Here is a 20,285-nt window from a genome sequence, read left to right as displayed (position 1 = left end):
GGTCCGGATCGCTCAGGCGGTCAGTGGGTGACGTCGCCGTGGGCCAGATCGCCTTCGCGGATGATCGGCGGCGTAGTGAAGGTGTGGTGCGGCGCCGGCGACGGCACCGTCCATTCGAGGCCCTTGGCGCTTTCCCACGCGCGCGCTTCGGCCTTGGCGCCGTGCTTCAGCGAATGCCACAGCACGAAAGCCATGATGAACGGCGTGGCGAACATGCCGAACGCGCCGATCGAACTGATCAAGTTCCAGTCCGCGAACACGACGTTGTAGTCCGGGATGCGGCGCGGCATGCCGGCCAGGCCCAGGAAGTGCTGCGGGAAGAACAGCAGGTTGACGAAGACGACCGACCACCAGAAATGGAACTTGGCGAAGGTCTCGTTGTACATGCGGCCGGTCCATTTCGGCCACCAGTAGTACACCGCCGCGATGATCGCGAACAGCGCGCCGGTCACCAGCACGTAATGGAAGTGCGCGACCACGAAATAAGTGTCGTGGTACTGGAAGTCCGCCGGCACGATCGCGAGCATCAGGCCCGAGAAACCACCGATGGTGAACAGGATCACGAACGCGATCGCCCACAGCATCGGCGACTCGAAGCTGATCGAGCCGCGCCACATGGTGGTGACCCAGTTGAAGACTTTCACGCCGGTCGGAATCGCGATGAGCATCGTCGCGAACATGAAGTAGATCTCGCCGCCCATCGGCATGCCGACGGTGAACATGTGGTGCGCCCACACGATGAACGAGAGGAAGGCGATCGAGGCGGTCGCGTAGACCATCGCCTGATAGCCGAACAGCGGCTTGCGGCTGAAGGTCGGGATGATTTCCGAGACCACGCCGAACGCCGGCAGGATCATGATGTAGACCTCGGGATGACCGAAGAACCAGAAGATGTGCTGGAACATCACCGGGTCGCCGCCGCCCTTGGCGTTGAAGAAGCTGGTCAGGAAGTACTTGTCGGTCAGCAGCATGGTCACCGCGCCGGCCAACACCGGCATCACCGCGATCAGCAGGAACGCGGTGATCAACCACGTCCAGCAGAAGATCGGCATCTTCAGCAGATCGATGCCCGGGGCGCGCATGTTGAGGATGGTGGCGATGATGTTGATCGCGCCCATGATCGAGCTGATGCCCATCATGTGGATGGCGAAGATCGCGAACGACAGGTTGGTGCCGCCCTGCAGCGACAGCGGTGGATACAGCGTCCAGCCGCCCGCCGGGGCGCCGCCGTCCATGAAGAAGGTCATCAGCAGCAGCGTGAAGGCGAAGGGCATGATCCAGAAGGACCAGTTGTTCATGCGCGGCAGCGCCATGTCGGGCGCGCCGATCTGCAGCGGCACCATCCAGTTGGCAAGCCCGACGAAGGCCGGCATCACGCCGCCGAAGATCATCACCAGCGCGTGGATCGTGGTCATCTGATTGAACTGCTCGGGGTTCAGATGCTGCAGGCCCGGCGTCATCAGTTCGGCGCGGATCGCGACCGACATCGCCGCGCCGACGATGAACATCACGAAGCTGAACACCAGATACAGCGTGCCGATGTCTTTGTGGTTGGTCGAGAAGAGCCAGCGTTCGACGAAGCTCTGCTTGTGGTCGTGCGCGTGATCTTCGGTAGCGGAGACGTGGTCGGCGTGCGTGGTGGCCATGACTTACCTCGAATGTGATGCGATCAGCCGGCCGTGTTGGCGGCGGCTTCGGGAGCGTTCTGGTCCGCGGCGGCGGTGGCCGGCGCGGCGGCTTCAGCAGCAGGTGCGGCCTCGACCGGCGCTGTCGGGGCCGGCGGCGCATTCTTGGCGCGCTCGGCTGCCAGCCACTGCTCGAACTCGGCCTTCGGCACGGCCTTCACCACGATCGGCATGAAACCATGGTCCTTGCCGCAGAGCTCGGCACACTGGCCACGGTAGAGGCCCGGCGTCTTGATTTCGGTCCAGCCTTCGTTGATCAGGCCGGGAATGGCGTCCTGCTTCCAGCCCAGCGCCGGTACCCACCATGCATGGATCACGTCATCGGCGGTGATCAGGAAGCGGATCTTGGTGTCGGTGGGGACGACGAGGGCGTTGTCCACATCGAGCAGATAGGTCGGATGGTTGGCGGTGCGCGCATCGATCTTGCTCTGGCGGATCTCGTCGCTCTTGCGATCGAGCCGGCTGGTGAAGCTGATGCTGTCACCGGGCTTGTCGCCCGGGTATTCGTACTTCCACAACCACTGGTAGCCGGTGATCTTGACCGTCATCGCGGCATCGCGCGTGTCGTACATCGCAATCACCTTGCTGGTGGCCGGGATGGCCATCACCACCAGCAGTGCGATCGGAACCACGGTCCAGATGATTTCGAGCTTGGTGCTGTGCACCAGCGAGGTATCCGGCACCGCACCTTTGGACTTGCGGAACTTGAACATGGCATAGGCCATGGCCCCGAAGACGATCACGCCGATGATCACGCAGACCCACAGTGCGAACATGTGGGCGTCGTAGGCGTTCTGCGAGGACGCGGTCACGCCCTGCCCCATGTTGAGCTGCCAACGTTCCGGGTCCGCGGATTGGGCCATCGCCACGACCGGCATCAGCAGCGCCGCCATCGCCAGGGACGGTTTCGCCAGCGATCTCCGGCCCCAGTTTGTCCAACACGCACGCGCTTGCACCATGGCCCAAAACCCCAGAAGTCGTGACTGACTCAATTATTTAGGTACGAGAAAACCGGGCGGCGGATGCAGGCATGGGCGCCATGCAGGCCGCGAATCGGTCCCGGGAAACCCGAGAATGGTAGCCCTTCGCGCCCCGCACCGGCAAGCAAACCTTACGCGTCACCACCCCGGCGCCCCAGCCACAAGGCACGCGAGCCCTGACGACGGGCACTGCTAGAATTCGCGACCTCTCCGCTCCGCCGGACCGTCGTGAACGTGATCGTCGACAAGACCATCCACCAGACCACCCATCCGATGCTGTCGCCGGAACTGCCGCCCCCGCCCGAACCGCTGCGCGCCGCGATCACCGCCGCCTGGGTCCGCGACGAGACCGAGCACGTCCGCGAGCTGCTGGCCGCCGCGCGCCAGCCGCGCCCCGGTTGGAGCGACGCCGACCGCGCCGCGATCCAGGCCACCGCCGCCGATCTGGTCCGCCGGGTCCGCGCCCGCGCCCAGGACCAGGGCGCGATCGAAGCCTTCATGCGCCAGTACGACCTCGGCAGCGAGGAAGGCGTGCTGCTGATGTGCGTGGCCGAGGCCCTGCTGCGGATTCCCGACCAGGACACCGCCGACAAGCTGATCCGCGACAAGCTCGGCGATGCCGACTGGAAGCGGCACATGGGCCAGTCCGACTCGGTACTGGTCAACGCCTCGACCTGGGGCCTGATGCTGACCGGCCGACTGGTCGATCTGGCCGACGACACCCGGCGCGATGTCCACAACGCCTTCAAGCGCCTGATCGGCCGCGTCGGCGAGCCGGTGATCCGGCTCGCGGTGCGCCAGGCGATGCGGATCATGGGCCACCAGTTCGTGATGGGCCGCACGATCGACGAAGCGCTCACCCGCAGCCGCAAGGGCGACAACGCGGATTACCGCTATTCGTTCGACATGCTCGGCGAAGGCGCGCTGACCACCGCCGACGGCCTGCGTTATCTCGAGGCCTACCGGATGGCGATACGCGCCATCGGCAAGAGCGGGCCGAACGGCAGCTTCCTCGGCGACAACGTGTTCGCGGTGCCCAGCATCTCGGTCAAGCTGTCGGCGCTGCATCCGCGCTACGAACACGCCAAGCGCGCGCGGGTGCTCGCCGAACTCGGCCCGCGCCTGCTCGAACTGTCGCAGCTGGCGAAGCAGTACGGTATCGGACTGACCATCGACGCCGAGGAAACCGATCGGCTCGAACTGTCGCTCGATCTGATTTTCCAGGTGCTGGCGGACGCGTCGCTGCAGGGTTGGAACGGCTTCGGCATCGTCGTGCAGGCATACCAGAAGCGCGCACCGTTCGTGATCGACCACATCGCCGACATCGCCCGCCGCCTCGGCCGGATGATCCCGGTGCGGCTGGTCAAGGGCGCCTACTGGGACAGCGAAATCAAACGCGCCCAGGTCGACGGCCAGAGCGGCTACCCGGTGTTCACGCGCAAACCGAACACCGACGTGTCGTACCAGGCCTGCGCGCAGCGCCTGCTGAACGCGACCGATGCGATCTACCCGATGTTCGCGACCCACAACGCGCAAACGATCGCGGCGATCCACCGCATGGCCGGCGACGCGGCGTACGAATTCCAGAAGCTGCACGGCATGGGCGACGATCTGTATGCCGAAGTCATCCCCGCCGACCGCCTGAACGTGCCGTGCCGCGTCTACGCGCCGGTCGGCTCACACGAAGACCTGCTGCCGTACCTCGTGCGCCGCCTGCTCGAAAACGGCGCCAATTCGAGCTTCGTCAACCGCATCACCGACGACACGGTCTCGATCGACGATCTGATCCACGATCCGGTCGACACCGTATCGACGTTCGAGAGCATTCCGCATCCGCGCATCCCGCTGCCGGTCGATCTGTACCGCAGTTACCTCGCGCTCGACAGCAGCAACGACAGAGACAATTCCATGGGCCTCAACCTCGCCAACGACGCGCAGCTGCAGACGCTCGCGCAGCAGATCAACGCCGCAGTCGCCGACTGGCGCGCAGCACCGCTGGTGCCGGGCGCGACCATCGCCGGTGTATCGCTGCCGGTGTTCAATCCCGCCGATCGCCGCCAGGCCGTCGGCCAGTGGCAGCCCGCCGACAGCGCCACCGTCGAGAAGGCCCTGCAGAACGCGGTCGCCGCACAGCCGGCCTGGGACGCGATGCCCGCCGCCAGCCGCGCGACAATCCTGGAACACGCCGCGAAACTGCTCGAAGACCGCATGCCGCAGTACATCGCGCTGTGCACGAAGGAAGCGGGCAAGACCATTCCAGACGGCATCGCCGAAGTCCGCGAAGCGGTGGATTTCCTGCGTTATTACGCTGGCCAGGCGAGAAAAATCTTCGCGGTCGAGCCCCTGCCCGGCCCGACCGGCGAATCCAATACCCTGCAGCTCGCCGGTCGCGGCGTGTTCGTGTGCATCTCGCCGTGGAATTTCCCGCTGGCGATCTTCATGGGCCAGATCGCGGCGGCGCTCGCCGCCGGCAACAGCGTGATCGCCAAGCCGGCCGAACAGACCAATCTGATCGGCTACGCCGCAGTGAAACTGATGCACGAAGCCGGCGTGCCCGAAGCCGTGCTGCAGTTCCTGCCCGGCGATGGCGCCACCGTCGGCGCGGCGCTGACCAGGGATTCACGCGCGGCCGGCGTGGCCTTCACCGGCTCCAACGACACCGCCCGCGCGATCAACCGCGCGCTTGCCGCGCGCGATGCCGCCATCGGCGTCTTGATCGCCGAAACCGGCGGCCAGAACGCGTTGATCGGCGACTCCTCGTCGTTGCCGGAACAACTGGTGAAAGATGCGATCTCGTCCGCATTCACCTCCGCCGGCCAGCGCTGCTCGGCCGCGCGCGTGCTGTTCGTGCAGGACGACATCGCCGACAAGGTGATGCACATGCTCGCCGGTGCGATGGCTGAATTGAAAGTCGGCGATCCCGGCCTGCTGTCCACCGACGTCGGCCCGGTGATCGACGCCGACGCGCTGAAGCTGCTGGAAGACCACGCCGCGAAAATGACGGCCGGCGCGACACTCATCGCGACCGCGGGCACCGACGACAGCGTCGCCCACGGCACCTTCTTCGCACCGCGCGCGTGGGAACTGCAGTCGCTGTCGCAGCTGACCCGCGAAAACTTCGGCCCCGCGCTGCACGTGATCCGCTGGAAAGCCGATCAGCTCGACCGGGTCATCGACACCATCAACGCCACCGGCTTCGGCCTGACCCTGGGCATCCACTCGCGCATCGACGAAACCATCGACCGCATCGTCGCGCGCGCGAAAGTCGGCAACATCTACGTCAACCGCAACCAGATCGGCGCGGTGGTCGGCGTGCAGCCGTTCGGCGGCCAGAATCTTTCGGGCACCGGGCCCAAGGCCGGCGGTCCGCACTATCTGCCGCGCTTCACGACCGAGAAGACGGTGACGGTGAATACCACTGCGGCCGGCGGGAATGCTTCGTTGTTGACTTTGGGGGATTGATTTTCTGAATGGCACAGCCCGTGCTCGCATGCGCGAGCATGGGTTCTTTGCGGACAGGGAAGGAACACGGCAAGACTTTCGCTGTACAGCATTTAGGGGCTAACGCATGGACCACACCCCACTCATCAGAATCAAAGACTACGAACGCATCCACGACATAGCTCATGCGGTGCTGAAAGGGCAACAATCCATACCGCACAAATCGTGCTTGTTTTTCAGCATGGCTGGCGCCTACATTCTTAGCACAAGGCTTAAAATCGAAGCTCGACCTGTTGCCGGAGCCGCATTCTATTGCGTAAGCAAATCGACTGATAAAAGCGACATCCTTTCATTTGCCAAAGTCAAAAAAGACGATGGCACGATGGCAGTTGATAGCGACGAGGACTCTTTTCATTGTTGGGTGGAGTCGGAAGACTGGATCATCGACTTCACGGCACCTCTTTTCAATTTCTCAGCTCAAGAGGCTGGATTTGAATCGCCCGTGCCGAGGAGGATGTTCCAGAAGAAAAAAGTCGAAATGAATGACAGCCCCAATCTTGAAAGAGCCGGCGATTTTTTCCTGCTCCCCAACCAACACTTAACGAACGAACTTTTAGAAAAAAACCTCATAAGAAACGATGTCAGAGATCTTTTGGATATCTGCAGCCAATGGTTCATGCCTGCAGATAGAAAGATGCGTCAAGAACTGAAAATTGGCAGCAGTGACGGCAAAATTACCCAAATGCGGATAGTCCCTGCATCACTGAACAGCAAGTGGTAACTGAAGCATTGCCATATCTTTCAGCCCAACACCAGTCTGGCCCCCGGCACGTGCGGAGGTGACAATCGGACCTCAGTCTTTCAACCGCGAAATCCCGATGCCCAACACCGCAGCACCGTCTTCCGAGTCGCCCGCCGGCATCGCCGCGCCCGTACGTTCCGCCGCAGCCATCGCAGCCGTCATCGCCCAGACCATCGCCGACGAAATCGCTGCGAAACCGGCGCAGGTGCGCGCAGCGATCGAGCTGCTGGACGGCGGCGCGACCGTGCCGTTCATCGCGCGCTACCGCAAGGAAGTCACCGAGGGTTTGGACGACACCCAACTGCGCGATCTCGAAGCGCGGCTGTCGTATCTTCGCGAAATGGAAGACCGCCGCGACGCGATCCTCGCGTCGATCGCGGAGCAGGGGAAACTGACGAAGCCGCTGCTGGACGATCTGCTCGCCGCCGACAGCAAATCGCGGCTGGAAGATCTGTATCTGCCGTACAAACCGAAGCGCCGCACTAAGGCGCAGATCGCGCGCGAGGCCGGCTTGGAACCACTGGCCGACGCGATCCTTGCCGATCCCTCGGTCGCGCCAGACGAACGCGCGAAAACCTTCATCGATGCCGACAAGGGCGTGGCCGATGCCGCTGCCGCGCTGGAAGGCGCGCGCGCGATCCTGATCGAGCGCTTCGGCGAAGACGCCGCGCTGGTCGGCGAGCTGCGCAGCTGGCTGCAGGCCAGGGGCGTGCTGCGCGCGAAAGTCGTCGCCGGAAAAGAGCACGAAGGCGCGAAATACCGCGACTATTTCGATCACAGCGAATCGCTGGAGAACATTCCCTCGCACCGCATGCTGGCGCTGCTGCGCGGCCGGCGCGAGGACATGCTGTCGGTGGATCTCGAACCGACGACCGATGTCGAACAGGGCCATGCGTATGCGGAAGGCCGCGTCGCGCTCGCGGCCGGCATCGCTGCGCAGGGCCGCCCCGCCGACAAATGGCTGCTCGATACCTGCCGCCTGGCGTGGCGGGCGCGACTGCTGATGAATCTTTCCCTCGACCTGATCGGCAGCGCGCGCGAGAAAGCGGAAAACGAGGCGATCGCGGTATTCGGCGACAACCTCAAGGATCTGCTGCTCGCCGCACCGGCCGGCCCGCGCGCCGTGTTGGGTCTCGATCCCGGTCTGCGCACCGGCGTGAAGGTCGCGGTGGTCGATGCCACCGGCAAACTGGTCGCCACCGATACGATCTATCCGCACGAACCGAAACGGCAGTGGGACGGCTCGATCGCGGTGCTGAAGCGGATCTGCGAAGAGCACAGGGTCGAGTTGATCGCGATCGGCAACGGCACCGCCTCGCGCGAGACCGACAAGCTCGCGGGCGAACTGATGGCGAAGTCTCCGGCGCTCGAGCTCACGAAGGTCGTGGTCAGCGAGGCCGGCGCATCGGTGTATTCGGCGTCGGAGCGTGCTGCACGCGAATTTCCGGATCTCGATGTCAGCCTGCGCGGCGCCGTATCCATCGCGCGTCGTCTGCAGGATCCGCTCGCGGAGCTGGTGAAGATCGAACCGAAGGCGATCGGCGTCGGCCAGTACCAGCACGACGTGAATCCGTATGCGCTGGCGCGCGCGCTCGATGCGAAGGTCGAGGACTGCGTCAACGCGGTCGGCGTGTACGTCAACACCGCGTCGTCGGCGCTGCTGGCGCGCGTCGCGGGTCTCAGCGCGGCGGTGGCCGAGAACATCGTCGTCTACCGCGACCAGCACGGCGCATTCGCATCGCGTCGCGAGTTGTTGAAAGTGCCGCGCCTCGGCGAGAAGACCTTCGAGCAGTGCGCGGGTTTCCTGCGCATCGCCGGCGGCGACCAGCCGCTGGACGCATCGGCCGTGCATCCGGAAGCCTATCCGGTGGTCGAGCGCATCGTGAAAGCCTGCGGACGCCCCATCGCGCAGTTGATCGGCGATACCGCGACGCTGCGCAACCTGAAGCTGGAGCAATTCACCGACGACCGCTTCGGTCTGCCCACGGTGCGCGACATCGTCGGCGAACTGGAAAAACCCGGCCGCGACCCGCGACCCGCGTTCAAGGCCGCGCGCTTCGCCGACGGCATCGAGCGCATCGGCGATCTGCAGCCGGGCATGGTGCTGGAGGGCGTGGTCACCAACGTCGCCGCGTTCGGCGCGTTCGTCGATATCGGCGTGCACCAGGACGGTCTGGTCCATATCTCCGCGTTGTCCGACAAGTTCGTCAAGGACCCGCGCAGCGTGGTCAAGGTCGGCGACGTCGTGAAAGTGAAAGTGATGGAAGTGGATGCCCCGCGCAAACGCATCGCCCTGACCTGCCGTCTCGACGATGTACCGGGCGAAGCGCGCGGCGGCAAGCGCGAGCAGGCGGCCGACGGCGACACCGCCCGCAAGAACGGACGCAACGATGCGCGCAATGGGGGCAGCGGCGCGCAGAAGCCGCGTCCCGGCAATGCATCGCCTCCCGCCAACACCGCGATGGCGGATGCGCTGCGGGGGCTCAAACGCTGAGAATCTGCACCAACGCGGGATCTACTGGAACACACCCTCGCGCAGCCACTTGGTCGCCACCCATTTCTCGCCGGCGATCACCGGCGCGCCGCCGTGCAGGGTTTTGGTCGATGGATGCGGGCGGTCGTAGCTGAAGAACAGCGCGCAGCCGCGCTTGGGCGAGATGCGCAGCCCCGTCTCCGGGAAGATCGTTTCCCCGCCGGCCTCGGGTTCGCGCAGATAGATCAACAGCGTCGCGACGCGCTGTCCGCCGCGCGCGATCAGCGCCGGCGCGGCGTCGCCCGCGGGATCGAAATAATCGTAATGCGGTTCGTAACAGTCGCCGGGGCGGTAGTGCAGCACCTGCAGGTGCTCGCCTTTCTCGACCGGCCACGCCAGCAGGCGGGCGATGCGCGCTTCGATCGCGGCGATCAGCGGATTCTCGCCGCGATTGAAGAACATGCCGCGACTGGTGCGCACGACATCCAGTTTGTTGTCGCCGGTCTTCAGATCGGTGGTGAGCGAACGCTGCATGCGCGGGCGCGCGACCTCCACCAGGCGGTCGCATTCGTTCTTGCTGAGGACATCGCCGAACAGCACGACCCTCGGCTCCGGCAAGGTCATGAGCACCGACACCCTGCGGTCGCCCGCATCCAGCGAGATCGGTGACCCTTCGATCGCGGGCCCCGGCATCGTCGTCGCGCCACTTGCAGCGGGCTGAAGCGGTGGCGCAACCGCTTCCGGCGACGCATCGGCCGCACCCGAACGCTCGCCCATCGCCTGCGCGATCAATCCCATCGCGATATCGCGCCGCCAGCCCTGTTGCGACATCGACTGCAGCAGCGCGTGCGTGGACTGGCCGGCACGGATCTGTTCGACGAGCCATCGGGTGATATTTCGATAATCGGCGTTGACCATATCTGCTCTTGGGCTGTTCGTCGTACCGGCGGCGACCGCAATGGCGCCGCCCTGTCGGCTGTGCATCGCCGGTCTGGCTCTCTAGAATGCCGCGATGCCTGTCCATTCCGCCACCATCGCCTCAGGGCGGCTCCGTCTGTCCGTCGCGCCGATGATGGACTGGACCGACACGCACTGCCGGAATTTCCATCGCCTGCTGGCGCCGCATGCGCGGCTCTACACGGAAATGGTGCATGCGAACGCAGTGATCCACGGCGACCGGTCGAAGCTGCTGGCGAAAGACGACCGCCAGCATCCGGTCGCATTGCAGCTTGGCGGCAGCGAGCCAGCGCTCTTGGCGCAGGCCGCGCGGATCGGTGCGGAGCACGGCTTCGACGAGATCAACCTCAACTGCGGCTGTCCGTCGGACCGCGTGCAGGCCGGGCGTTTCGGCGCCTGCCTGATGCGCGAACCGGCGCTGGTCGCCGACTGCGTGGCCGCCATGATCGACGCCGCGCCGTCCACGCCGATCACGGTGAAATGCCGGCTCGGCGTGGACGACGATCACGAGTGGGCGCGCTTTCTCGATTTCGTCGACACGATTGCATCCGCAGGTTGCGGCATGTTCGTGGTCCATGCGCGCAACGCCTGGCTGAAAGGGCTGTCGCCGAAGGAGAACCGCGAAGTGCCGCCGCTGCGCTACGACTGGGCCTATCGACTCAAGCGCGAACGCCCGCAGTTGCAGGTGGTCGTCAATGGCGGCATCGCCGACTTCGCCGAAGCCGGCGCGCATCTGGATCACGCCGATGGCGCGATGCTCGGCCGCGCGGCGTATCACGATCCGTATCTGCTGCATCGGTTGGATGCCGCCTGGTTCGATGACACGGCCCACACCCGCGGCGACCTGCTGCGCGCCTGGCGCCCGTATGTCGAAGACCAGCTCTCGCGCGGTATCGCCCTGAAGCACATGACCCGCCACATCCTTGGTCTGTTCCACGGCGAGCGCGGTGGCCGTGCGTTCCGGCAGATCCTCAGCGAGGGTGCGCATCGTCCCTGCGCGCAGTGGGCGCTGATCGAACAGGCGCTGGCGGTGACCGCCGCGCCGCAGGATCGGGCGGCGTGATCCGATGCTGACCCGCGACACCGCCGCGTTCCTTGCCCGCGCACGCATCTGCCCACCCGACTTCGGCCCGGCCACGGCCAAGGCCGCGTTTCTGGTCGCGCCGGACGGCTTCGGGCTGGCGGCGGAATCGGCAAGCGACAACCGCTACATGGCCGAAGCTGCCGCATTCGACGCCGCACGCGCGTCCGCCCAGCATCGCGAACTGCAGCGCGCGCTTTCGGCCGAGCTGCCGGTGATCTGCTTCGCTGGCGATCCGACGACGCCCGATGCCGTGTTTCCCAACAATGTCTTCGCGACCGCGCCGGGGCGTTCGATCATCGGCCGCATGCGCCATCCGGTGCGCCAGCGCGAAGCCGCGCGGTCCGACATCCGCCGCTTTTTCGCCGACACGCTCGGCTACGACGAAATCGATCTGTCCACGCAACCGCACGCATGCGAACTGACCGGCGCGCTGGTGATCGACCGTGCCCGTGGCCTGGGCTACTGCGGCCTGTCGGAGCGCTGCGACGAGGCCGGCGCCCGGCGGATGCACGAGGCGTTCGGTCTGCGCGCGACGCTGATGTTCGATCTCGCCCCGGGCGAATATCACACCAACGTGGTGCTGGCGGTGCTGGCCGGGCGGGCAGCGCTGATCTGCGCCGACGGTTTCGCGGACCCGGCGGTCGTCGAAACCATCGCCGCCGGCTACGCCCCGCACGCGATCAGGCTGACGCCGGACGAGCGCGCCTCCTTCGCCGGCAATGCGATCGCATTGGCCCCCGAGACGGTCTGGATGAGCGCCACCGCCGCGCAAACGCTGTCTGCGACGACCCGGGCGGCGCTGGCGGCGGCCGGCTTCGACGTGCGCAGCGTGGCCCTGGATGCCATCGAAGCCGCTGGCGGTTCGTTGCGCTGCTGTGTCGGAGAACTCTACTGAAGCCTGCGCCTGCGATGCTTCGTCGCTGAACCCCACCCCCTGATCGGACGGGCTTAAGAAAAAGTTAAGGACGGATTCACCGCTACCTTTCAAGAATGCCCATCCCAAGCGCGATGATGTGTTCCACCATCGCCACCTTCCAGAGCCTTCGCCCATGTCGCTGTCCCGCCGCCTCCCGCCGCTGACCGTTCTGGCCGTCGCTCTGGCCAGCGCCGCCCTGCCGGCGGCTGCCCAGCAAGGTCGCGGCCCGCGCGGCGAACGCCCGCCGCCGGAGCCGACTCGTTCCCAGCGCGACGACAGTGTGTCCGATGCCGTCCGCAGGATCGAACGCTCCAACCGCGGCCAGGTGCTGAGCGCCGAGCGCATGCAGTACGACGGCCGCGACGTCACCCGCATCAAAGTGGTCGACGACGCGGGCCGCGTCCGGATCTACATGGACGACGCCCAGCCGAACCCCGACCCGCGCCGGCAAGTGCCGCGCAACGGCGACAACCCGTCTCGCCAACACAAAGAAGATTGAACCCAGGCTTCCGGCTGCAGGGGGCGCATAAGTGAAATCTGAACGGACCGAACGCCCGGCGCTCGGTCGTCGCCACACGCGGCTATGCTCCGTTCCTGAATGAGACGCTGGCATTTCCGCCAGCCTTGGAGCGATCGATGCGAATCCTTCTGGTCGAAGACGAAGCCCCCCTCCGCGAGACCCTGGCCGCGCGGCTGAAACGCGAAGGCTACGCGGTCGATACCGCCCAGGACGGCGAGGAAGGCCTGTACATGGGCCGCGAGGTGCCGTTCGACATCGGCATCATCGACCTCGGCCTGCCGAAGATGTCTGGCATGGAGTTGATCCAGGCCCTGCGCGCCGAAGGCAAACAGTTCCCGGTGCTGATCCTCACCGCCCGCTCCAGCTGGCAGGACAAGGTCGAAGGCCTCAAACAGGGCGCCGACGACTATCTGGTCAAACCCTTCCACGTCGAAGAACTGCTCGCCCGCATCAACGCCTTGGTGCGCCGCGCCGCAGGCTGGAGCAAACCGGCGCTCGAATGCGGGCCGGTCACCCTCGACCTCGCCGCGCAGACCGTCAGCGTCAACGGCAGCAATGTCGACCTGACCAGCTACGAATACAAAGTGCTCGAATATCTGATGATGCATGCGGGCGAGCTGGTATCGAAGGCCGACCTCACCGAGCACATCTACCAGCAGGATTTCGATCGCGACTCCAACGTGCTGGAAGTCTTCATCGGCCGACTGCGCAAGAAACTGGACCCCGATGGCGCGCTCAAGCCGATCGAGACCGTGCGCGGTCGTGGCTACCGTTTCGCGATCGCGCGTACCGGCGACGCTTGAACCCGGCCGCGCCGCAGTGCCTCCGAGGCCGCGCTTCCACGCGCGGCCTCGTCGCGCATGCGCTGCCGGACACCCGCCATGGCCACGCGTGAACGCCTCTATCACTGGCGCCCGCGCTCGCTGCAGACGCGACAGCTGCTGGCCGCCAGCCTCGGACTGATCGCGTTTCTCGCCCTGGCCGGCTACGCCCTGGACCGCGCGTTCCTCAACACCGCCGAGAACATCCTGCGCGGTCGGCTGCGCGACTACGCGCTCGATTTCGCCCGCGAAACCGAATTCAGCCGCGGCGGCGACCTGGTGCCGCCATACGACGACAAACTGCCCGATCCGCGCCTGAAACGCCCGGGCAGCGGCCTGTACGCGCAGATCGTGCTGCCGTTCGTGCTGTGGGATTCCGATTCGGCGCGCGGGCCGCAGCTGCCGCCGGTGCGCATGCTCAAAGCCGGGCAGGAGCGGTTCGAAGGCCCGTTGGAATACATGAAGTCGAACGGCGAAACCAGCCAGGCGTACCGGTTCGGTTACGGCCTGGTGTGGCCGGGCGACGATCTGTCCGACGAGGTCCCGCACACCATTTACATCCTGGAGGACACCGCGCGGCTGCAGAACCAGTTGACGGTGTTCCGGCGCGCGCTGTGGGGTTATCTGGGTGGCGTCGGCGTGTTTCTGCTGCTGCTGCAGGTGCTGGTGTTGCGCTGGAGCCTGTTGCCGCTGCGACGCGTGATCGATGAGCTCAAGCGTGTGCAGCGCGGCATCGCGCACCGGATGGGCGAACGCCATCCGCGCGAGCTCGAACCCCTGACCGAAAGCATCAACGCCTTCATCGAGAGCGAGCGCGAGAACCTCGAACGTCAGCGCAATATCCTCGCCGACCTCGCGCACAGCCTGAAAACCCCGCTCGCGGTGCTGCGCAGCCGGATGGACAGCGGCACCGATGGGCCCGAGCTGCGGGCCGAACTCGATGACCAGCTCAAACGCATGAACGATCTGGTCGGTTACCAGTTGAGTCGGGCGGCCTCGGGCGGCCACAAACTGTTCGCGGCGCCGCTTGCGATCGAAAGCAACGCAGAGGAAATCGTGAGCGGACTGGAAAAAGTCTACGCAGCGAAAGGCGTGTTCTGCGAATTCGAGATCGACGCGGAGGCGCGCTTCTACGGCGAAAAGGGCGACCTGCAGGAATTGCTCGGCAATCTGCTGGAGAACGCGTTCAAATGGGCGCGTGCACGGGTATTGCTCACTGCGAAAGCCGGCGGCACCGCACCCAACCGCCGCCCCGGCCTGCTGCTGGTGGTGGAAGACGACGGCCCCGGCATCCCGGAGGAAAAGATCGCCCTGGTGTTGCAGCGCGGCGTGCGCGGCGACGAGCGCGTGCAGGGTCACGGTATCGGCCTGGCGATCGTGCAGGACATCGTGCGCAGCTATCGCGGCGAGCTGGAGGTCGGCGTGTCGGAAGAACTCGGCGGCGCACGCTTCGAGGTCACGCTGCCGCCTGGGCTGTAGGTCGCGCCATGGCTCGACATCAAGACACGTTGGATTGCAACGATCGAAACCATTTCGATCATTGTTCGACGCAATCGGACACGCCGTGATGTCGGGTTGAAACCCGACCTACACCACCGCACGATCGAACGGGCTCTCGCCGTAGAACCGCTGCAGATGCGCGGCGATCGCCGGCATGTGTTCGCGCAGCAACTGCGGCGCACTGAAGTGGTATTCGCTGCACACCGCAAAGAATTCGTCGGTCGCCTCGGCGGCATACGGATCGATCGCGGTTTCCAGGCCCGCCTCCATCTGCGTCACGAATGCGTCGTAGGCACTTTGGAAATCACGCGCCCACGCGCGCTGCCAGTCGCGCGGCAGCGGCGGCGTGCCGTCGATCGCACCGTCCAGCATGTCCAGCTTGTGTGCCATTTCATGCACGGCGACGCAGCAACCGGATTCGGGATCGTCGATGTCCGCGCAGACATCCGCCCAGGACAGGATCAACGGGCCGGCGTCCCAGGCCTCGCCGCTGAGCTCGTCATCCTCGATATGCAGCACCCCGGCGGCATCGACATGGTCGCGCTGCACGCGGAAGGCATCGGGATACACGATCAACTGCGACCAGCCGTGCAGACCTTCCGCGCCGAATTCGAGCAGTGGCAGACAGCACAGCGCGGCGAGCATGCAGCGCTGGTCCGGGTCGAGGACCAGGCCGTCCACCGGCGTGATGGTCTTGCCGTGCAGGAATCCCGCAGTCAGCGCGCGAAGACGATCGTCGCGGTCGGGATCGAGCCTCTCGATCCAGGGCAAGGATGCGCGGACGCGCCGCCATTGGGCGGTATCGATCGGATCGGGTCGGGCGAACAGTCCGAGGAGCCAGCGCAAGTGCGGGACGCGCGGAGCAGACTCAGCGGTACATGCCGGGCAGGAAGCGGTGCCAGCGCGGCGCGCGTCCCGGCGCGGTGTCGTTGCCGCGCACTGCGGGACGCACCTTGGTCGCGGTAGGCGCTGCGGCGCGCTTGGTTGCGGTGGACTTGTTGGCCGGATCGGTCTGGTCGTCGTCTGCGGCACCGGTATCGGGGCAGCTGGCGACATCTTCACCGGCGTTCGAGAGCGGCGAGGTGCGCGCGGCGACCGGGAGACTGACCAGCGCGAGCAGCAGCAGCGTGAACGGAAGGAAGCGGGAACGGCGCATGACGGTATCCATCGTGGCGGAGGCCCAGACAAGACGGCGACTATAGCGCGGATGTGACCGCTTTTGCTGACGCAGCCCCGCCGCCGACCGCAGCCGGCGATGCCTGCTGCGGCGCAGCATCCGGGAGGGCACGAGTTGCGGCAGACTCGCGCCGTGAACACCGTCTCTTCAGACCCGCGACCGGACACCAGCGATGGTTCCGGAGCCACAGCCACGCCTGCAGCCCATCTGACGGCGCCGGCACTGCGCCGTGCGCTGATCGCCGGCACCCGCCGGGTCATCGCCGCGCGCGATGGACTGAACAGGATCAATGTCTTCCCGGTCGCCGATGGCGACACCGGCAACAACCTCGCCTTCACCCTGGGCAGTGTCCTCAACGGCGCCCTGAGCCGGCGCAGCCGTCACATCGGCGAGCTTCTGAAACGGATCGGCGACGACGCCATCGATGGCGCGCGCGGCAATTCCGGCGCGATCCTCGCCCAGTTCCTGCACGGCGTGGCCGAACATGCGCGCGCGCAGCCCTCGCTGGACGCACGGACGCTGGCCGCTGCGGTCCGCCATGGCGCCGACAGTGCCCGCGCTGCGCTCGCCCATCCGGTGGAAGGCACGATCATCAGCGTGATCGACAGCTTCGCCGATGCGATGGAAGAATCCGCAGCGCAACTGCGGAACGACCCGCGCGGCGGTTTCAACCAGGCCTTGGCGCAGGCACGGCGCGCGTTGGCGCGCACGCCGCAGCAGATGGCGCTGCTGCAAAGGGCGGGCGTGGTCGATGCCGGCGCCCAGGGCTTCGTCGATCTTCTCGAAGGGATCGGCGAATTCGTCGAGGGCGGCCCGCGCGCGATGCGTCTGCGCGCGAACCTGCGCGCGGCGAACGAAGGCGACGAGGACGGGAACGGCGACGACGACCATGCGCATCCGGCGCACGATGCGGTCGATCCCGATCGCCGCTGGTGCACGGAATGCCTGTTGATCGTCGACAGCGAACGCGGCGTGCCGATCGAGCGCGGCGCGCTGCGTGCGGCGCTGGACGCGATCGGCGCGGATTCGATGGTGCTCGCCGGCGGCGGCACGCGGATGCGCGTGCATGCGCATGTCGGCACGCCGCAGCAGTTGTTCGACGCCTGCGCGGCATTCGCGACGGTCGAAGGCATGAAGGCCGACGACATGCTGCTGCAGTCGCGCAGCGCCGAGCGCGAAGATCGCGTGGCCGTCGTCACCGACAGCGCCGTCGATCTGCCCGAGGCCATCGCCGAACGCTACGCCCTGCACGTGGTGCCGGTGCGGGTGAACCTGGACGACCGCGATTATCTCGACAAGATCGGTCTCGCCACCGGCGAGTTCTACCGGCGCATGGCCGCGTCGCGGCAACTGCCGCGCACCAGCCAGCCGCCGCCGGGCGATTTCCGGCGGCACTTCGAATTCCTGTGCGCGCACCACCCGGACGTGATCTATGTCGGACTGTCGCGCGCGCTGTCGGGCACGCTGCAATCGGCGGAGCACGCGGCGGCACGCGGCGACGACGTCGGCTCACGCGGCAAGATTCACGTCTTCGACAGCATCAACGTCGCCGGCGGACAAGGGTTGCTGGCGTGGCGCGCGGCAGAGATGGCCGATGCAGGGGCGGACGCCGATGCGATCCTGCGTGAACTCGAACGCCTGCGCCCGCACACCCTCACCTGGGCGATGGCGCGCGACATCCGCCACGCGGTGCGCGGCGGACGCATTCCGGGTTGGGCCGAATCGATGGTGAACATCACCGGACTCACGCCGGTCGCGAAGATGAAGACCGACGGCAGACTGGGTATCGCCGGTGGCCTGATCGCGAAGGCGAAGGCACCGGAAGCCTTTGCGGGCCATGTCGCCAGGCGCGTGCGCAAGGCGTTCGGCGCAAAGACGCGACTGCGCGCGATCATCGGCCATTGCGACGCCCTCGCCGACGGCGAGCGACTGCTCGCCGCGTTGCGGGAGCGGCTGGAGCTGAGCGAAGCGCACCTGGTCGAAACCGGCCCCGCCATCGGCGCGCATGCCGGGCGCAGGACATTGGTGGCATCGTTCCAGCCGGCGCCGGAGTAACCGGGCATGCGCATCCTCCTGTACTTCGCGATCGGCCTGTTGCTCGGACCGCTGAGCTGGGTCGCGTCGCAGCTGGTCTCCGGGAAATTCGAGCCCTTCGACAACTCGACGGGGTTCTTCCTCTGCCAGGCGGTGCTGGCGATTCCGGTCCTGGTCATCGGATTGCGCGTCGGCATGCTTCGCGCGCTGCTCTGCCTCGTGGGTGCATGGATCGGCATGAACGCATACGCCTATGCGTTCGGCAGCAGCGAAACGCGAGCCTGGATCGTGTTGCTGCTGTTCTCGTCGCTGACGCTGCTGGTCTTTCCGGCGGTTGCCGGCGGCGTCGGCGGCATCGTGCGGGCGATCCTGCGAAAATCGCGAAAGACCACCGACACCGTGGCGCACTGAACGCCTGCCGACCCGATGCCTACCGACACGCTCGCCATCGCTTTCGTCTTCATCGCCTATCTGCTCGGCTCGCTTTCAGGCAGCCTGCTGCTGGGAAAACTGCGCGGCGTCGATATCCGCACCCAGGGCAGCGGCAACGCCGGCGGCACCAACGCTTTGCGCACCCAAGGCGTGAAATTTGCACTCGGCGTGGTCGTCATCGACATCGGCAAGGGCGCGCTCGCGGCGTGGCTGGGGCTGCGTTTCGCGCAGGATGCGCATGCGGCATGGCTGCCCTACGCCACTGCATTCGCTGCAGGCATCGGTCACGTATGGCCGGTCTGGCACGGCTTCCGCGGCGGCAAGGGCGCAGCGACGGTGGTCGGCGGCGTCGCGGTGCTGTGGCCGGCGGCGGTACCGGTGCTGCTTGCGGTCTGGCTGTGCGGCCTGATCCTCACCGGCTATGTCGGCCTGAGCACGATCCTCGCGGGGTTGTCGATCGTCGCGCTCGCGCTGGTCACGCATGCGGATGCGGTCCGGGTCGCGTTCGCGATCGCGGTCGCCCTGCTGCTGCTGTTCACCCATCGGGCCAATCTCGCGCGGCTGCGCGCGGGCACCGAATCCCGGTTCGAGAAAGCGCGGCTGCTGCACCGGTGGGCACGGCGCGCATGAGCGGACATCGCTTCGACGACGCGCTCGATGCCGCGTCACTGCGCGCACGGTTGTCGGCGACGACACAGACACGGATCGCGACCCTCGACATCGTCGACCGGATCGATTCGACCAACAGCGAACTGCTGCGCCGGCACACCTCCTCAAACGGCATCGACGTACTGTTCGCGGAACAGCAGACCGGCGGTCGCGGCCGGCATGGCCGCGTGTGGACATCCCCGCCCGGCAACAATCTGTATCTGTCGCTCGCACGGCGTTTCGATGGCGAACTCGCGCGACTCGGCGGGCTCAGTCTGGTCGTCGGCATCGCCACCGCAGAAGCCCTGCAGAGGCTCGGTGCGCATTCCGTACGGGTCAAATGGCCGAACGATCTGGTGGTCGACAATGGCGAATCGCTCCGCAAGATCGGCGGCGTGCTGATCGAGGGTGGCATGCAGGAAGGACGGCCGCGTGCGGTGATCGGGCTCGGCTTGAATATACGGATGCCGAAAGACGCTGCCGTTGCGATCGATCAGCCGTGGACGGATCTGCACGCTTTGCTGGGCGATGCGCTGCCCTCGCGAAACAGCATCGCTGCGGCGGTGCTGGCGGCGCTGGTCGACGCGATCGATCGCTTCGATGCCGAAGGCCTCGCGCCGTTCCTGCCGCGATTCGATGCGCTCGATGCGCTGCGCGATGCCGACGTGGCCACCGCTATCGGCGGCGTCGCGCAGGCAGGCGTCGCGGCCGGGCTCGCGGAGGACGGTGCGCTGCGGCTGCGCACCGCCACGGGCGAACTGTTGCTGCGCGCGGGCGAAGTCGGCGTACGCAAACGCATGCCGACACAGGCATGA

Annotated in this window: 16 protein-coding genes; 12 read left to right on the top strand and 4 right to left on the bottom strand. The window is 66.2% G+C overall.

The genetic code is table 11. The features are described from left to right. Positions 1–20 precede the first annotated feature (20 nt). Together ctaD and coxB are read right to left on the bottom strand one after the other, a co-directional pair. Positions 21–1,646, bottom strand: coding sequence for a cytochrome c oxidase subunit I (gene ctaD, locus HOP03_10655; GenBank protein ID NOT88633.1), 1,626 nt, complete (start codon positions 1,644–1,646; stop codon positions 21–23). Positions 1,647–1,669: 23 nt separating this feature from the next. Further along, complete coding sequence (gene coxB, locus HOP03_10650) at positions 1,670–2,644, bottom strand: cytochrome c oxidase subunit II (GenBank protein NOT88632.1); 975 nt, start codon at positions 2,642–2,644, stop codon at positions 1,670–1,672. 294 nt (positions 2,645–2,938) lie between these two features. Here coxB and putA point away from each other — a divergent pair, with 294 nt between their 5' ends. The 3 genes from putA to HOP03_10635 all read left to right on the top strand — a co-directional run bounded on the left by putA (position 2,939) and on the right by HOP03_10635 (position 9,402). Then, positions 2,939–6,127 (top strand): bifunctional proline dehydrogenase/L-glutamate gamma-semialdehyde dehydrogenase PutA, encoded by a 3,189-nt coding sequence (putA, locus tag HOP03_10645; GenBank protein ID NOT88631.1) that lies wholly within the window; start codon positions 2,939–2,941, stop codon positions 6,125–6,127. Between the two features lie 106 nt (positions 6,128–6,233). After that, positions 6,234–6,887: a DUF2026 family protein gene (locus HOP03_10640; protein NOT88630.1), complete on the top strand. Its 654-nt coding sequence runs from the start codon at positions 6,234–6,236 to the stop codon at positions 6,885–6,887. 97 nt (positions 6,888–6,984) lie between these two features. Then, positions 6,985–9,402, top strand: coding sequence for an RNA-binding transcriptional accessory protein (locus tag HOP03_10635; GenBank protein ID NOT88629.1), 2,418 nt, complete (start codon positions 6,985–6,987; stop codon positions 9,400–9,402). Positions 9,403–9,423: 21 nt separating this feature from the next. Here the strand turns inward: HOP03_10635 and HOP03_10630 are convergent, their stop codons facing one another. Next, the gene (locus tag HOP03_10630; GenBank protein ID NOT88628.1) at positions 9,424–10,299 is read right to left on the bottom strand and encodes a 2-oxoglutarate-dependent dioxygenase; all 876 of its coding nucleotides are present in this window, start codon (positions 10,297–10,299) and stop codon (positions 9,424–9,426) included. 94 nt (positions 10,300–10,393) lie between these two features. Here HOP03_10630 and dusA point away from each other — a divergent pair, with 94 nt between their 5' ends. From dusA to HOP03_10605, 5 genes are all read left to right on the top strand, one after another. Then, the gene (gene dusA, locus HOP03_10625; protein ID NOT88627.1) at positions 10,394–11,401 is read left to right on the top strand and encodes a tRNA dihydrouridine(20/20a) synthase DusA; all 1,008 of its coding nucleotides are present in this window, start codon (positions 10,394–10,396) and stop codon (positions 11,399–11,401) included. A 4-nt stretch (positions 11,402–11,405) separates the two neighbouring features. After that, positions 11,406–12,317, top strand: coding sequence for an amidinotransferase (locus HOP03_10620; protein NOT88626.1), 912 nt, complete (start codon positions 11,406–11,408; stop codon positions 12,315–12,317). Between the two features lie 154 nt (positions 12,318–12,471). Next, positions 12,472–12,837, top strand: a complete 366-nt coding sequence (locus HOP03_10615) for a PepSY domain-containing protein (protein ID NOT88625.1) — start codon at positions 12,472–12,474, stop codon at positions 12,835–12,837. A gap of 137 nt (positions 12,838–12,974) precedes the next feature. After that, positions 12,975–13,661 (top strand): response regulator transcription factor, encoded by a 687-nt coding sequence (locus HOP03_10610; protein NOT88624.1) that lies wholly within the window; start codon positions 12,975–12,977, stop codon positions 13,659–13,661. Positions 13,662–13,739: 78 nt separating this feature from the next. Continuing rightward, the gene (locus HOP03_10605; protein ID NOT88623.1) at positions 13,740–15,158 is read left to right on the top strand and encodes a two-component sensor histidine kinase; all 1,419 of its coding nucleotides are present in this window, start codon (positions 13,740–13,742) and stop codon (positions 15,156–15,158) included. Positions 15,159–15,266: 108 nt separating this feature from the next. On the opposite strand, the gene HOP03_10600 is transcribed toward HOP03_10605, so the two are convergent. Continuing rightward, on the bottom strand, positions 15,267–16,235 hold the full coding sequence (locus HOP03_10600) for a hypothetical protein (protein ID NOT88622.1): 969 nt from the start codon (positions 16,233–16,235) through the stop codon (positions 15,267–15,269). Positions 16,236–16,488: 253 nt separating this feature from the next. Here HOP03_10600 and HOP03_10595 point away from each other — a divergent pair, with 253 nt between their 5' ends. Genes HOP03_10595 through HOP03_10580 form a run of 4 tightly spaced genes read left to right on the top strand, consistent with a single transcriptional unit; the run spans position 16,489 to position 20,285 of the window. After that, positions 16,489–18,411 carry a DegV family EDD domain-containing protein gene (locus tag HOP03_10595; protein NOT88621.1) on the top strand — a complete coding sequence of 641 codons (1,923 nt, stop codon included), beginning with the start codon at positions 16,489–16,491 and terminating at the stop codon, positions 18,409–18,411. 6 nt (positions 18,412–18,417) lie between these two features. Next, positions 18,418–18,801, top strand: coding sequence for a hypothetical protein (locus HOP03_10590; GenBank protein ID NOT88620.1), 384 nt, complete (start codon positions 18,418–18,420; stop codon positions 18,799–18,801). 15 nt (positions 18,802–18,816) lie between these two features. Next, positions 18,817–19,452 carry a glycerol-3-phosphate 1-O-acyltransferase PlsY gene (gene plsY, locus HOP03_10585; protein ID NOT88619.1) on the top strand — a complete coding sequence of 212 codons (636 nt, stop codon included), beginning with the start codon at positions 18,817–18,819 and terminating at the stop codon, positions 19,450–19,452. Then, the gene (locus HOP03_10580; GenBank protein NOT88618.1) at positions 19,449–20,285 is read left to right on the top strand and encodes a biotin--[acetyl-CoA-carboxylase] ligase; all 837 of its coding nucleotides are present in this window, start codon (positions 19,449–19,451) and stop codon (positions 20,283–20,285) included. Before plsY ends, HOP03_10580 begins: the two co-directional genes overlap by 4 nt.

The sequence above is a fragment of the Lysobacter sp. genome, from assembly GCA_013141175.1.
Lineage (GTDB): Bacteria > Pseudomonadota > Gammaproteobacteria > Xanthomonadales > Xanthomonadaceae > Lysobacter_I.
This window is presented reverse-complemented; position numbering and strand designations above follow the sequence as displayed.